Origin of the sequence: Ralstonia sp. 24A2 (assembly GCF_051783885.1) — a bacterium.
Lineage (GTDB): Bacteria > Pseudomonadota > Gammaproteobacteria > Burkholderiales > Burkholderiaceae > Ralstonia.
Genome location: NZ_JBPVZD010000002.1, coordinates 412,286 through 425,815, shown reverse-complemented (window position 1 = coordinate 425,815; position 13,530 = coordinate 412,286). Strand labels below are relative to the sequence as shown.

Annotated in this window: 14 protein-coding genes; 10 read left to right on the top strand and 4 right to left on the bottom strand. The window is 64.4% G+C overall.

The window, feature by feature from the left end:
- Positions 1-38: 38 nt before the first annotated feature.
- A complete protein-coding gene (locus ACS13N_RS06765; RefSeq protein WP_438930940.1) occupies positions 39-2,393 on the bottom strand; it encodes a DUF6600 domain-containing protein in 2,355 nt (784 codons plus the stop codon).
- Between the two features lie 576 nt (positions 2,394-2,969).
- Between ACS13N_RS06765 and ACS13N_RS06760 the strand changes: the two genes are divergently transcribed.
- The 4 genes from ACS13N_RS06760 (at position 2,970) to ACS13N_RS06745 (ending at position 6,110) form a co-directional block, all read left to right on the top strand.
- Positions 2,970-4,124: an RsiV family protein gene (locus tag ACS13N_RS06760; protein WP_438930939.1), complete on the top strand. Its 1,155-nt coding sequence runs from the start codon at positions 2,970-2,972 to the stop codon at positions 4,122-4,124.
- Between the two features lie 28 nt (positions 4,125-4,152).
- Positions 4,153-4,614: a CoA-binding protein gene (locus ACS13N_RS06755; protein ID WP_438930938.1), complete on the top strand. Its 462-nt coding sequence runs from the start codon at positions 4,153-4,155 to the stop codon at positions 4,612-4,614.
- Between the two features lie 74 nt (positions 4,615-4,688).
- Positions 4,689-5,096 (top strand): hydroxyisourate hydrolase, encoded by a 408-nt coding sequence (gene uraH, locus ACS13N_RS06750; protein ID WP_438930937.1) that lies wholly within the window; start codon positions 4,689-4,691, stop codon positions 5,094-5,096.
- A 66-nt stretch (positions 5,097-5,162) separates the two neighbouring features.
- Positions 5,163-6,110, top strand: a complete 948-nt coding sequence (locus ACS13N_RS06745; protein ID WP_438930936.1) for an alpha/beta hydrolase — start codon at positions 5,163-5,165, stop codon at positions 6,108-6,110.
- 9 nt (positions 6,111-6,119) lie between these two features.
- Here the strand turns inward: ACS13N_RS06745 and ACS13N_RS06740 are convergent, their stop codons facing one another.
- A complete protein-coding gene (locus tag ACS13N_RS06740; protein ID WP_438930935.1) occupies positions 6,120-6,323 on the bottom strand; it encodes a DUF3562 domain-containing protein in 204 nt (67 codons plus the stop codon).
- Between the two features lie 172 nt (positions 6,324-6,495).
- Positions 6,496-7,557, bottom strand: a complete 1,062-nt coding sequence (gene pstS, locus ACS13N_RS06735; RefSeq protein ID WP_438930934.1) for a phosphate ABC transporter substrate-binding protein PstS — start codon at positions 7,555-7,557, stop codon at positions 6,496-6,498.
- Positions 7,558-8,007: 450 nt separating this feature from the next.
- On the opposite strand from pstS, the gene ACS13N_RS06730 reads away from it, so the two are divergent.
- The 5 genes from ACS13N_RS06730 (at position 8,008) to ACS13N_RS06710 (ending at position 11,911) form a co-directional block, all read left to right on the top strand.
- A complete protein-coding gene (locus ACS13N_RS06730) occupies positions 8,008-9,603 on the top strand; it encodes a restriction endonuclease (RefSeq protein ID WP_438930933.1) in 1,596 nt (531 codons plus the stop codon).
- Positions 9,604-9,986: 383 nt separating this feature from the next.
- The gene (locus ACS13N_RS06725; RefSeq protein WP_048935655.1) at positions 9,987-10,286 is read left to right on the top strand and encodes a hypothetical protein; all 300 of its coding nucleotides are present in this window, start codon (positions 9,987-9,989) and stop codon (positions 10,284-10,286) included.
- A gap of 96 nt (positions 10,287-10,382) precedes the next feature.
- A complete protein-coding gene (locus ACS13N_RS06720; protein WP_438930932.1) occupies positions 10,383-10,706 on the top strand; it encodes an ArsR/SmtB family transcription factor in 324 nt (107 codons plus the stop codon).
- A gap of 12 nt (positions 10,707-10,718) precedes the next feature.
- A complete protein-coding gene (locus ACS13N_RS06715; RefSeq protein ID WP_438930931.1) occupies positions 10,719-11,213 on the top strand; it encodes an arsenate reductase ArsC in 495 nt (164 codons plus the stop codon).
- 5 nt (positions 11,214-11,218) lie between these two features.
- A complete protein-coding gene (locus ACS13N_RS06710; protein WP_438930930.1) occupies positions 11,219-11,911 on the top strand; it encodes an aquaporin in 693 nt (230 codons plus the stop codon).
- Here ACS13N_RS06710 and gstA read toward each other — a convergent pair.
- Complete coding sequence (gene gstA / locus ACS13N_RS06705) at positions 11,900-12,529, bottom strand: glutathione transferase GstA (RefSeq protein ID WP_438930929.1); 630 nt, start codon at positions 12,527-12,529, stop codon at positions 11,900-11,902. The genes ACS13N_RS06710 and gstA overlap by 12 nt on opposite strands.
- Positions 12,530-12,641: 112 nt before the next feature.
- Between gstA and ACS13N_RS06700 the strand changes: the two genes are divergently transcribed.
- Entirely contained in the window at positions 12,642-13,523 is an 882-nt protein-coding gene (locus ACS13N_RS06700) for a LysR family transcriptional regulator (RefSeq protein WP_438930928.1), read from the top strand.
- Positions 13,524-13,530: the final 7 nt, after the last annotated feature.

The following is a 13,530-nucleotide window of genomic DNA, read 5'->3' as shown; positions in this document are numbered from 1 at the left end:
TTGGGCTGCTTTTTTGTTGCCTGTCGCCGTCGTGTTGCTTAGCGGTGATCCTCTTCACGTCGCTGCTCGTTGTGGCCGCCGCCTTGGCCTTGCGGGTGCGGCTGTGCAGGCGCGGCTTCATGGTGCTCTACGTGTGGCGGTTGAGGTTGCGGCTGGGGTTGCGGACGCGGTGGTTCCGGGCGAGGTTCGGGCCGCGGCAGCGGCTGCGACGGACGAATTTCCACTGGGCGTGGCGGCTGTGCCGATGGGCGAGGAGCCTCGAAGTGTGGCTCGGGCTGACGCGGTTCCGGGCGTTGCATCTGCGGCTCGGGGTGCGGGCGTTCCTGCGGTGCGGGCGCAGTCGGTCGGATGACTTCGGCGGGGCGCGGTTGCGGTTGCTGCGCCTGCGCTGGGCGATGTTCCTCGCGGGGGATGTCGCCGCGCATGCCTTCCTGCGGCTGCGGACGTGACGTCATACCGGCGGGCGACTGCGGTGGCAGCGCTGGCTTGGGCAAAACGGCGCGTTCTTCACCGCGACGTTGTTCCTGCGGAGGTTGTGCGCCGGCCTGTTGTCCGGGGCGCGTGGTGGTGCCTGGCGCCATGAATGGTTGCGGCGCAGGCGGTTGTGGACCATGCGGGGCTTGCGCATTCCCTGGCATCGGCGCGTTGTTGGCGCCACGCGGACCATTGGGTTCATTGCCCGGACGCGGTGCGCCTTCACCATGTGACATGTTGGCCGGCGTGGCGCGCGTGAGGCGCAGACCAGCAGCCTGCGCACCCACCGGCATCGGTTGCGCGCCGGCATTGGCGGGGCCACGTACCGGTGCGATGTGCGCGGGGGCGTTGCCGCCCGTCCATGCGGGGCCGGCACCAGCCAGCGTGCCGCCTTGGGAGTGGAAGCGCTCGGCCAGCGCATCGTGTCCGCCCGCCGGCGCTTGCGGCGCGCGCACCGCAATGGCTTGCCGCGAGAACACCTGTGCCGGCGGCAACGGGTGCGCACCACTTGCCGCAGCCGCGCCCACCAGACTCGCCTTCACCGGCGCCAGTGCCGGCGTCGACACAATCTGCGCATGGGCGAGTTGTGCGCGCATCTGCTCAGGACGCAGCGTCGTCATCGCAGGGCCGACAGGCTGACCGCTGACGAAGGTCTTGGCCGGCACCGCCGTCAGCGCGGCCGGGTTGTTGGCATTGGCGTACGTGACCCGGTTCACATTGGTGATGTTGGTCACGTTGTTGTTGATGATGGTCTTGTTGACCGTGACGTTGTTCACCACCACTGTGCGGTTGATGTTGGTCACATAGGTCGGGCTGGCCGCGTAGACCGGGCGATACGCCTCACCCGGGGCCAGCGGGAACCAGGCCACACCCGGCGAGCCGATCGAGATGTTAATGCCCCAGCTCACACCGCCGCCACCACCTCCGCCCACGAAGCCGACCAGCGCCGGTGCGTACACCGGGCGCGGCACGACCGGCCCCGGCACCCAGCACCACGTCGTGCCGACGTAGGCCCAGCGGCCATAGTGGAACGGCGCGAAGCCCCACGGCTCATCGTCGACCCAGGTCCAGCCCCACGGTGCGACCCATGCCCAGTGGCCGGTGCGATAGGGCGCCCAGCCGACCGGCACCGCGCGCGGTACCCACACGGCGCCGTAGCCGTCTTCCTCGCGCCATGTACCGTTGTCGTCCAGGGCTTCGTAGCCGGTCATTTCCCGGCCGACGTAGCGTGCGGAGACGGATGCGTCTTCGCGTGCGTCGCGCGATTCGGCCCAGTGGTCGAAGGCGTCTCGGTTCGGGTTGTCCATGCCACCGGCTTCGGCCAGATCGGTGCCGCCGAAGCGGACTTGCTGGCCCGCGCCCAGTGGCACGGAGCGGTCGTCGCCATAGGCGGTGCCGTCGCCGTGCCAGACGGTGACGGTGGTGCTGGAGCCATCCGGTGCGACATCGAGACGATATTCACCCGGTGCCTGGGGTGTGAACGCCAGGTTGGGCGTATCGATTTCAATGGTTTGGTCCGGCGGCAACGCGCGCACGCGAACCGACAGCGCGCCCTGCGTCAGCTTGACCTGCGTATTGCGATCGTCGAGGTCGACCAGTGTGGCGCCGGTGTTCTGACCCAGGCGCAGCGCGGTGGAGCCGACGTGCAGTTCGCTGCGGCTGCCCTGGTCGGACCACAGACGGTCTCCCGTCGTAAACGGGCGGTTGAGCGTGGCGCCGGCCCAGTCGTCGGAGCCCGCAGGCGCGAAGCTCACCGCGCCCGAGAAATCAGACAGCCGCGCGACTCGCGAGGCGGGATCGGCGGCCAGCGCCGCGCGCGACCCGCAGACCAGCAATACGGCGGCGATACCCACGGCACGCAGCACATGCGGCAGCCGCACACCGGAGAGACGGAGAGAACGACGGGATGGTGTGGACATGATGAGCCCTCGTTTTTGTGGCGGCACGCGCCGCGTGGATGCCTCCATTAAACGCAGCAGGCGGCGAAGGGTCGACTTGGCTTTGTAAGGACGTGTATCGGCGTGGCCGTGCGGCGGCACGGACCGTGCTCACACGAGAGGGGTGCTGCGCAGATTGCGCAGGCAAAAAAAAGCGCGCGGGCCGGGGAGCACCGCGCGGACGGGAAATCCCTTCGAGGGGTCAATTCGAAAGGAGGGGGTAACCTTGCACCGCAACCGTGTCGGGCGTGCGCCGCATGATAGGCAGGAGGGCCCAACCGGCGCACAACAATTGGACACAAAGATGTCGCGTGCCGAGGCATTGTGGGCGACCGGGGCACCCCAAGGCGTAACAAAGTGTGTCGGATTGCAATCGAATGCAAGTGCTGTAAGTGCGCACCTGGCGTGATGCAAAAAGCGCTTGGAAACACGCTTTGGGGAACGTCTGCTGCACCTGCGCAGTCCCACGAGTTTGCCGCGCAGGGGCGCGGGGCTTGAGGATAGGCCGACCCGCGATGCGTGGTCTGGTCTGGGGTTGTTGGGTCATAGGAGGGAAGCATGCACAGGCAGGCGGTGCATTGTGGGACGCGTTCGGCAACGCGAAAATCGGCTGGGGGCGGCGTTTTTGTTACCTTGATGGCGACACTCTGCGCGGCAGGTTCGGCACATGCCGTCGGGGAAGCGGCTTCTGCGCCACCCGCAACGCCTGCCAGTGCGCCCGCAGCCTCCGCGCCTGTTGCTTCTGCGCCAACGGTACCGCTTGCAAAATCGCCGGAGCCACGCGAACGCCACGCCGGTACGTTCTGGCAAGGCACGGTGGGCAAGGGTGCCGACAACCCGGGCTGGAATGTCTGGCTCAGTGTGTATGACCCGCCACCCAAGGCGCGGGATCAGGACAAGGACCCCGTCGCCGACACGCTCACTGGCGACGCCTACGACGATCGCCCCCAAGGCCGCACCATGTGGGCCATCGAAGGCCGTAGCGCCCCCGAGCGCCGCTTCGTGTGGCGCGAGCGTGCCGATGCACTCGACGCCAGCGGCCAGCCCATGGTGCGAGAGGGCGGCACGCTCTCCGGCGCGCTGTCGGCCGACGGCATGGCCGCCACGGGCACCTGGAGCGATGGCGGCCGCAGCCAGCCGTTCACGCTCAAGCGCGCAGCGCGCTATCGAGAAGTCACCGGCACCGCCGGCCAGGCCACCATCACCGAGCGCTATCCCGTGACCGGCGACGCGGCCGTCGATGCGCTGGTGCAATCGCTGCGCATCAACCGCTGCGATCCGTACGACACCGAATGCGTTATCCGCATCAGCGCCGTCGGCCTGGGCGACACCGTCAGCCTGCTGCGCATGGTGTGGGCATACAGCGGCGGCGCGCACGGCAACTACGGCTTCACGGCCGGCAACTGGCGGCGCGGCGCGCAGGGCTTCCAGCCGATCACCCTGGCCGATGTGCTGAACCCCACGCCCGCATGCCTGCAGAGCCTCAACACGCAGATCGTCGACGCACTCAAGCGCGAAGGCGCGCCCGAAGCCACGCGCGGCACGCTCAAAGAGAAGGATCTGCGCAACGCGGCGTTTCCGTTTACGCTGCAAGGAGACCGCATCGTCGTGCACTACGGGCCGTATGAAGTGGGTCCGTATTCGTCGGGCGCCTTCCGTGCCGCCGTGCGGGTCGACGATCTGGGTGCCGCGTGCAAGCGGTCCACTACCTGAACGCGCGCTTTCTTTATCTCCATCCGCCATGTCCGCCAATCCTTCCTACGTCGACGAACAAGCCACCATGCGCCGGCTGTTGTCTGCCAAGACCATCGCCGTGGTTGGCCTCTCGCCGCGCCCCACGCGGCCGAGCTACGACGTGGCGCGCTATCTGCAGCAGGCCGGCTATCGCATCGTGCCGGTCAACCCGCAGCATGCCGGCGAAGACGTGCTGGGCGAGCCGTGCTACGCCACGCTGGCCGAAGCCGCGACGACACTCGCGGCGGCCGGCCAGCGTATCGACCTGGTCGACATCTTCCGCCGCGCAGAACAGGTGCTGCCGGTTGTGCAGGAAGCGATTGCTGTGGGCGTGGGTGGCATCTGGGTGCAGCTCGGCATCGTCAACGATGAGGCGATGGCCGCCGCGCGCGCCGCGGGTATCCCGGCCGTGCAAGACCGCTGTACCAAGATCGAGCACTGGCGACTTGGTATCGGCGAGCGCGCCTGAAAGCGCCACCATTTGTGACCGCAGGGCGCGCGTGTTTCACCTAGGCTTCGGGCTCCAACTTCTAAGGAGTCCCCATGCCATTCCGACACTGGATCTCGGCCGTCGCCCTGGCCGCTGCATCGTCCCTGGCGGTTGCTGCCGAAGGCGGCCTGAGCGTACACGTGCTCGATCAGCAAACCGGCACACCCGCTGCCGAGATGCGCGTCACGCTCGATGCGCGGACGGACGGTACCTGGCACACCATTGCCCGCGGCACGACCGACGCCGACGGCCGCATCAAGACGCTACTGAAAGCCGACCAGACGCTCGCTGCTGGCGACTATCGCGCTACGTTCCACACCGGCGACTACTTCAGCGCGCATCACACGGCCACGTTTTTCCCCGAGGTGCCAGTCGTCTTCCACGTGCAGGACGCGGCGCAGCACTATCACATCCCGCTGCTGCTCAGCCCGTTCGGTTTCTCAACATATCGCGGGAGCTAGGGCAGGCGCTGAAGCCCACGCGCTACACTTCGACGGTCATCGAAACTTGCATGAAGCATCCGCACCATGGCCGTCGATCCGCAACTCCTGCAGCTCTATCAACGCATTGCCGAACGCTTTGGCGCCTTGCCTGCGCCGGAAGATGCCTCCGCCCAGCGTGAGCGTTTCGAAGCGATTGCCGCGCTCTCGGACCGGCCCGATCCGGAAGGCATTGAAGCGTCGGACCTGAGCCTGCCGCTGGCGGGTCGCACGCTGGATGCGATCGTCTTTCGCCCGAAGCACGTGGCCACGCCGCGCATGCTGGTGTGGTTTCACGGTGGCGGCTGGGTGGTGGGCGCGCCGCGTACGACGCACCGCATGCTGGCCGCGTTGCTGGCGCAGGACACCGGCTGTGCGGTCGTCAGCGTCGACTATCGCCTCGCGCCCGAGCACCCGTTTCCCACACCCGCCGATGATGCGCGTGATGCGCTCGCGTACCTTGCCGAACAGCGTTCGAGCCTGGGGTTCGATATCGAATTTCTGGCTGTCGGCGGGGATAGTGCGGGCGGGCATCTTGCGGCGCAAGCCACGGCAAGCGCGCGCCCGGGACTGGTCAATGCGCAACTGCTGGTCTACCCCGTCACGACGCCGGCCTTCGGCAGCGAGAGCTACAACGCTTTCGCGCAAGGCCCCGGCCTGACACGCGACGAGATGCGCTGGTACTGGGAGAAATTCATTGGGGCGCAGGCGCTGGCCAAGCCGCTGGCCGAGCAGGACGGGCGCATCTACCTGATGGCGCAGCCGCCGCGATACACGCCACCCGACACGGTCGTCATCGTGGCTGCGCACGATGTGCTGCGCGACGACGGTTTGAACTATGCCGATTACCTCGTGCAGCACGGCGCGCAGGTCATCACCATCGAAGCGTCGGGCATGACGCACGCCTTTGCGCGCCTCCAACCCGAGGTCGAGCGAGCACGCGAATGGATGCGCCGCGCGGCGCATGCCTTCGTTGGGATGATCAGCGAGGAGTAAGCGCCGGGACTAGCGCGGCGGCGTGCGGCGCGGGCGGAACGCCGCCAGCACGCGCCGGGTGACAAACAGTGAGAGGTAGTCGTGCACGCTGGCGTCAGCCGCCAATGTGCGCATGGTTTCCTGGTACTGAACACGGACCAGATCGGCGGGTGCACCGGTGTCCTGTGCGATCTTGTCGATCTGTTCGTCCTGGTCTGCGATGGCGGTGCCCATTGCGGTTCCCCGTCGTTGCTGTGGCAGTGACATGCGCGGCTGGTTCGCGCGACGAGTGACCACTATAGATAACGCGTCGGAACAATCCAGCCCTGTTGCAAAGCTTTCACCGCGCTGTCTGCGTTGCGTCAAAACAGTGCGATTGCCAGTGCAAATGCTGCACCGGCAAGCATCATTTGCCCCAGTTTGCGGGCATGCTCTGCAAGCCGATGGCGGCGCCGGATGCATCGGTCACGCGCGCCAGCTCACGGTACGCACTCGCCTGCACACGCTCGGGCAGCGGCACGAACTTGGCACGCGCGGCCAGTTCGTCGCCGTGAAAGTAACCCCACGTCACGAACTTCAGCGCGGCCAGCGTGCGCGGGCCCGACGGGCTCACGGCCGGCACCACGATGAAGGTGCCCATGGTGATCGGCCACGTATCCGCGCCCGGCAGGTTCACCAGCGGCGCGGTGAAATCCCCCTTGCGGTTCCAGGCGCTTTGCACCACGGCTTCGCGGAAACCGCTCACCTGTGCGCTGACGAAGCGGCCGGCCGCGTTGCGCAGTTGCACGGCGTTCAGGTCGTTGTCGAGGATGTAGTTGTAGTCGACATAACCGATCGCACCCGCGTTGGCCTGCACGGCTTTGACCACGTCGCCGCTGCCCTTGGCGGCCAGGTAGTCCGCCGGCCAGGCGATGGTCGACTTGGTGCCGTAGGTGGACTTCCAGTCGGCGCTGACGGCGCTCAGGTAATCGGTGAAGTGGTACGTAGTGCCCGAGCCATCGGCGCGCACCACGAGGCGGATCTTCAGCTTGGGTAGCGCCACACCGGGGTTCAGCGCGCGCAGCTCGGGCGCATCCCAGTTGTCGATCTTGCCGAGGAAGATCTGGGCGAGCACTTCGCCCGTCAGCTTCAACTGGCCGCGCGATACACCCGGCACGTTAATGAACGGCACCGCGCCCGTCACCACGGACGGCACGCACACCAGGCCCGCCTTGGCCGCATCGGCTGCGGACAGCGGCACGTCTGACGCGCCGAAATCCACCGAACCTGCGCGGATACGCTTGATGCCTTCGCCCGAGCCTACCGCGTCATAGCTGAGCGTGACGCCCGACGACGCGGCATATCCCGCCGACCAGACGCGATAGACCGGCGCGGCGGCGGTCGACCCCGCTCCACGAACCTCAGCGCGAGCGAGAGCGGGTAAGCCTGCAGCGACAACAGCTAGGGCCAGAACAGCGTGCTTGAACATGGGAAGACCTGCGGACAGCGGAGTGCGAAGCCTGAAATTGTAGCGATGTGCGTGCTGCGGTGCGGCATGCTGCGCTGATAGGGCCCATCTACAACAAGGGGATGTGTTGTAAGACGTTCCGCAAACGTTAGGCGGAGTAGGGGGCGGGTTAGGCGGTTTTGTTTAGATCTAGTGAGATTGAGTGGGAGTGCTCGGATTCGAGCGGCCGCTGTTGAAATTCGGGGATTTGGCGGATGGTCTGGGTGAGTTAGGTACGCGGGCTTGTGGCTCAAAAATCGGCGTTTTCGTTTTGTGCTCTTGTGCCTGTCAGTCCGCTAATTTTGACAACGATGAAAGCTACGGCGACTCCCTGTTGCGCAGCATAATGTCTCCCACAAAAAGAGAATTGATCCCTGGGAGGAGATTGTGGCTCGCGGCTTTCTTAGCACCATAAACAAAATATCGCGCGATATGGAACGCGCCGCTCGAGCACGACAGCGTGACATCGAGCGGGCTCAAAGAGAACATGTGCGCTCGCTGCGGGAGGCGGAGCGGAACGAGCGAGCACGTCAGCGAGCAATCTACGCGGATGAGAAAGAGCGACAGCGTTTGTATGTCGAATCGAGGATAGCGGAGACGGCAGAGCTCAACGAAGAGCTTGAGGACACTGTAGCGACGTTACAGACCATACTTGTCGATGGTTTGCAACGTAAGGCTCAAATAGACTTCAACCGTTTGAAGGTTGCGCCGCAGCACCCTCCCTTGGAACTCGGCGATCTGGCTCGGCCGATTGAAGCTCCAGCGTGGGAGACTTTTGAACCAACCAAACCAAGCGCGATTAAGAGCATTCTTCCTTGGGAGAGAAAGCGTTTCTTGGGTCAGCTCTCGCATGCCGAGAGTTTGTTTGCCTCTGCAAAAGAGGACCACTCCCGAAGAGAGGAGCGTCGGCAAGCTGCACTGCAGCAAATCAAAGAAAAGCATGCGGCAGCCGTAATTGCGGCAAACGAGGTCGCTGCGACTCAGAACGCTGAAGTTGATGAGCTTCGCTCGGCGTTTGAAGCGGGTAACTCTGAGGCGATCGCGTCCTACTTTTCCATGGTTCTGGCAAGTAGCCCCTATCCAGACTGTTTTCCTCGCACGGCCGAAACCCAGTACTCCGGTGAATCTAAACAACTCATCGTTGCATATGATCTTCCGGCGTTTGAGGATTCGGTTCCGACTAGCAAAGGGTACAAGTACGTAAAGGCTACGGACTTGATTAACGAAAGCGCTCGCCCTGAGAGTCAACGTCGGGCGCTATACGCATCTGTCATTGGGCAGACCGTTCTGAGATCCATTCACGAAATTTTTTCATCAGACCTGGCGGGGCGGATTGAGGTCGTTGCGTTCAACGGATACGTGAACGCAATCGATCCTGGTACTGGTAAAGCCGTGCGCCCATGTTTGGTAACGGTAAGAGTTGGTAGAGATATTTTTTCGGAAATGGATTTGGAGAACGTTGAGCCGACGGCTTGCCTAAAGACGCTGAATGCTTCGGTGTCTAAGAGTGCTGCTGAACTTGCTCCCGTGCGTCCTGTCGTGGAACTTGATATGTCCGATCCGCGATTCGTCGAAGAGGGGCAGGTGTTGTCTGCACTCGATCAACGGCAAAACTTGATGGAGCTCACCCCAAGTGAGTTCGAGTCGCTCATTACCAACCTTTTCCATGCAATGGGCTTGGAGGCTAGGCAAACTCAAGCATCTCGAGACGGTGGTGTCGATTGCGTTGCCTTCGATCCTCGGCCGATCTTTGGCGGCAAAGTGGTGATCCAAGCCAAACGCTACCAGAACACCGTGGGCGTCAGTGCTGTTCGTGATCTTTTTGGCACGATGCAGAACGAGGGTGCCTCGAAGGGCATCCTCGTGACGACAAGCGGGTATGGCGCTGCCGCGTTCGATTTCGCGAACGGCAAGCCGATTGAATTGCTCAGCGGCAGCAATTTGCTGTATCTGCTCCAACAGCATGCTGGCCTCGAAGCAAAAATCGTGATGCCAGATGATTGGCGAGATGCTCGCCCGGACATGTAGACACGGAGCTTTTCCGGCATCGATAAGACCAACATCGGAGTTTGCGAAGTTGGTTGATGTCTTGAAGGGCTATTTGCTCCCGATGCGCTGCTTCGTCATTCATTTTGATTTTGTTGTGGCTTCCGCCGCAAAACTCCACCTCATATAATCCACTCGCTGCCGCACCAACGGCAGCCTGGTTTAGCGACCTGAAACACCAAGGCGGACGATTGCTGCAAGCAGTCGCACTGCTGCTTCCGTTCGCGCCTACTTTGGCGGGCCGGGTGGTGAGATCTTCGGGTCTACCGGTTTCCTTGGGGGCCGGGTCGCTAACACCATCGTCGGGCCCGCCACCCTCGTTTAGCGCCGAGATGGTGGGCCTCCTTCAACCCCAAGGAGGCTTCATGCCAAACCAGCAAAGCGGGCCACAGCCCGCGTCTTATCCCTCCCCACCCACGCAATACCAAGCCGGCGCGCTCGCGCTGCGACGCTTCCTTCAACGCACACAGAAAACCCTCTCACAGCAACGCCAGTTCCATCCGGCATTGCTACGCGAGGCGCTCGACTACAACGTCGGCCAGCTGTCGTTGGACTATCGCGCGGGGTTTCTGGAAGCGCTCGGTGCGTACGTGCTGCTGACGCTTGAGGGATGCCAACTCGATCCGCAAGACTGGGACGTGCTGGCGGCGGTGAAACCGCAATAACTAAAAGACCATCTTGACGCTCTCCCCGAAGACGGGCGGGGAAGCCATCTGCTAGCCAAGGTTGTTGGCCCTTTATATTTCCACTATATTGGAAATATGGAAGAAGACATCGTTATCCGCTCCTTGGCCGCCCTCGCGCACAACCTGCGCCTGCGGGTGTTTCGCATGCTCGTGGTCGCCGGGCCCGAGGGGCTGACGCCGGGCGCCATCGCCGAACAACTCGACGTGCCGGGCGCCACGCTGTCGTTCCATCTGAAGGAGTTGATGCACGCACAACTCGTGACCCAGGAGCGTGATGGCCGCAACCTGATCTATCGCGCCGAGTTCGCTCACATGAATACGCTGCTCGGCTTCCTGACCGAGAACTGCTGCCAAGGTGAGACCTGCCTCAATACCGGCCCCACCGCCTGCAAGTGTTGAGATCTGCCCGCCATGACCACCAACGTCCTGATCCTCTGCACCCACAACTCCGCGCGCAGCGTGTTGAGTGAGGGCATGCTGAACCACTGGGCACAGATACTGAACAAGGATGTCCGTGCCTACAGCGCGGGCAGTGCGCCGAGCGGCCGTATCAATCCCTTTGCGCTGGAAGCGCTCTCCAATGCGGGCGTGGATACCGAGGGCTATCGCAGCAAAAGCTGGGACGAGTTTGTCGCCGAGGGTGCGCCGCAGATGCGCGTCGTCATCACCGTGTGCGACAGCGCGGCTGCCGAGCCATGCCCGTACTGGCCGGGCAGCCCGGTCAAGGTGCATTGGGGCTATGCCGACCCGTCCAACGCACCGGGCGGCGACGAGGGCAAGCGCCAGGCTTTCGAGCTGACGCGCCAGGCCATTGGCTACCGCATGCTGCAACTGCTGATGCTGCCGCTCGACACGCTGAGCAATGCCGAGCTGCAGGCCCACCTCGACCGCATCTCGCAAAGCTGATCGCGATGGCTGACCTGCGAACCCGGCTCCTTGCCGAAGCGTTGGGAACCGCGCTGCTACTGGCCGTCGTGATCGGCTCGGGCATCATGGCTGAGCGACTGGCAGGCGGGAACGTGGCCATCGCGCTGCTCGCCAATACGGCTGCCACGGTGGGCGGCCTGTACGTGCTGATCGAGGTGCTCGGCCCGACCAGCGGGGCGCATTTCAATCCGGCAGTCAGCGCGGTGATGGTGGTTCAAGGTGAGTTGCCCTTGGCTGACCTGGCGCCGTACGTTGCGGCGCAGCTTGTTGGCGCGGCGCTGGGTGCATGGTTGGCGCACGCGATGTTCGACATGTCGCTCATCCAGGTCTCGACCAAGCTGCGCAGCGGTCTGGGCCAGTGGATTGCCGAAGCTGTGGCGACGGCCGGCCTGCTGCTGGTCATTCTGCGGGCGCCGCAAGGCAGGGCGCCTGCAATGGTTGCCGCCTACATCGGCGCGGCATACTGGTTCACGGCGTCGACGTCGTTTGCCAATCCGGCGGCGGCCTTCGGGCGCATGTTCAGTAACAGCTTTGCCGGCATCGCACCATCGAGCGTGCCGGCTTTCATTGCCGCCGAATGCGTCGGAGCAATCATTGGGCTGGCGCTGCACCGTGCATTGCAGCCGCGCACAGTGGCGGGCGCCCAGCCCAACGTGATCGAACGCTCAGGCGACTGAGCTGGCGACGTCTTCCTTCACCAACCCTTCCGCGATCAGCGCTTCACGCGCGGCAGCGCGCGCACCCACGCGTGCCATATACGCCTGCACATTCGGATACGCGCCCATCGGCAGCGCCAGGAAGTTGGCCCAGTTCAGCACCGTGAAGGCGTAGGCGTCTGCCACGCTGTAGCTGTCGGCCAGGTACGGCTGTGCGGCAAAGCGGGCATCCAACTCGGCAAGGCGCTTGGCCAGTTTGTCCTTCGCGCCTTGGCGGGTGACCTCGGGCGTTTCCTTGTACCAGAGCGGGCCGAAGCCTTTATGCAGCTCGGTGCTGACAAAGGTCAGCCATTCGACCACGGCCAGCCGGTGTGCGCTGCCGGCCTTGCCGATGAGCGCCTGCGTCGGGTCCAGGTCGGCCACGTACTGCAGCAGCGCAGCCGCTTCGGTGTGGCGCGAGCCGTCGGTCAGCTCCAGCAGCGGCACGTAGCCGCGTGGGGAGATCGTATAGAAATCGGCGCCGTCGGCAGTGAGGTGCTTGGTCAGATCCACCGAAGTCAGGTCAAACTTTGCGCCCACTTCACGCAGGGCGATATGTACGGCCAGCGAGCAGGCGCCGGCGGAGTAGTAGAGCTTCATGGTCGTAGTCTCGTTGAACAGGTTGGGAGCCGCCGGAGGTCATCGCCAGCGGCGGCGGTGTCGACACTGTAGGATTGCGTGTATGCCAATGAAATAGGCGACACAGAAAACCATGCATGCAGAAACGCAATACCGGCTCAGCGCCGCCGACCTGGAAGTCGTGCTGGCGATGGTGCGCACCGGCACGCTGGCGGCGGCGGGTGAGCGGCTGGGGGTGGATGCGTCCACGGTGTTCCGGTCGTTGCAGCGCATTGAGCGGGGGCTGGGGCAATCGCTCTTTGTGCGCTCGCGCACGGGGTATCTGGCGAACGAGCTGGCGCAGTCATTGGCCGAGCGCGCGGAGCAGGTGGAGGCCGCGCTGGAGGAGGCGCGCTCTGCGGTCCATGCCGCGCCGGATCAGGTATCGGGCACGGTACGCATCACCACCACCGACACCATCCTGGTTGGCTTGGTGGCACCCGCGTTGAAGGCGTTGCAGGTGCAGCATCCGAACCTGAGCTACGACCTGCAGGTCAGCAACGAACTGGCAAGCCTGACCCGGCGCGACGCCGACATTGCCGTACGGGCCACGCGCCGCCCGCCGCAGCACCTGGTCGGCAAGCACCTGGGCTCGATTCGCGTGGGGCTGTATGCGGGGCGCGGTTGCGGCATCACGTATGCCGATGTGGAAGCGGGCCGCGCGCCGTGGCTGGCCATCGACGATGCGATTCCGGAGCACCCCTCCGTGGCTTGGCGCAAGCGGCACTTTCCCAAGGCGGTGCCGACGTACTTCGTCAACAGCCTGCAGATCGCGGCCGAGATGGTGGCGATGGGGTCGGGTATCGCCATTCTTCCCGTGGTGATGGCGCAGGCGCGCAGCGATCTGGTGTCGCTGCGGGACCTGCAGGACGCGAACCAGTCAGAACTGTGGCTGCTGACGCATCCGGAATCACGCCACCTGCGGCGGATTGCGACGGTGTATGGGCATCTGGCGCAGGTGTTGCGCATGCCGTGATGCGTGG

Bases quoted from the DNA above. Each gene is read 5' to 3' on its own strand.
- ACS13N_RS06710 (WP_438930930.1), top strand. From the start codon at position 11,219: ATGGCTGACCTGCGAACCCGGCTCCTTGCCGAAGCGTTGGGAACCGCG.
- ACS13N_RS06740 (WP_438930935.1), bottom strand. From the start codon at position 6,323: ATGGGCACCGCCATCGCAGACCAGGACGAACAGATCGACAAGATCGCA.
- ACS13N_RS06745 (WP_438930936.1), top strand. From the start codon at position 5,163: ATGGCCGTCGATCCGCAACTCCTGCAGCTCTATCAACGCATTGCCGAA.
- ACS13N_RS06720 (WP_438930932.1), top strand. From the start codon at position 10,383: ATGGAAGAAGACATCGTTATCCGCTCCTTGGCCGCCCTCGCGCACAAC.
- uraH (WP_438930937.1), top strand. From the start codon at position 4,689: ATGCCATTCCGACACTGGATCTCGGCCGTCGCCCTGGCCGCTGCATCG.
- ACS13N_RS06725 (WP_048935655.1), top strand. From the start codon at position 9,987: ATGCCAAACCAGCAAAGCGGGCCACAGCCCGCGTCTTATCCCTCCCCA.
- ACS13N_RS06730 (WP_438930933.1), top strand. From the start codon at position 8,008: ATGGAACGCGCCGCTCGAGCACGACAGCGTGACATCGAGCGGGCTCAA.
- gstA (WP_438930929.1), bottom strand. From the start codon at position 12,529: ATGAAGCTCTACTACTCCGCCGGCGCCTGCTCGCTGGCCGTACATATC.
- ACS13N_RS06755 (WP_438930938.1), top strand. From the start codon at position 4,153: ATGTCCGCCAATCCTTCCTACGTCGACGAACAAGCCACCATGCGCCGG.
- ACS13N_RS06760 (WP_438930939.1), top strand. From the start codon at position 2,970: ATGCACAGGCAGGCGGTGCATTGTGGGACGCGTTCGGCAACGCGAAAA.
- ACS13N_RS06700 (WP_438930928.1), top strand. From the start codon at position 12,642: ATGCATGCAGAAACGCAATACCGGCTCAGCGCCGCCGACCTGGAAGTC.
- pstS (WP_438930934.1), bottom strand. From the start codon at position 7,557: ATGTTCAAGCACGCTGTTCTGGCCCTAGCTGTTGTCGCTGCAGGCTTA.
- ACS13N_RS06765 (WP_438930940.1), bottom strand. From the start codon at position 2,393: ATGTCCACACCATCCCGTCGTTCTCTCCGTCTCTCCGGTGTGCGGCTG.
- ACS13N_RS06715 (WP_438930931.1), top strand. From the start codon at position 10,719: ATGACCACCAACGTCCTGATCCTCTGCACCCACAACTCCGCGCGCAGC.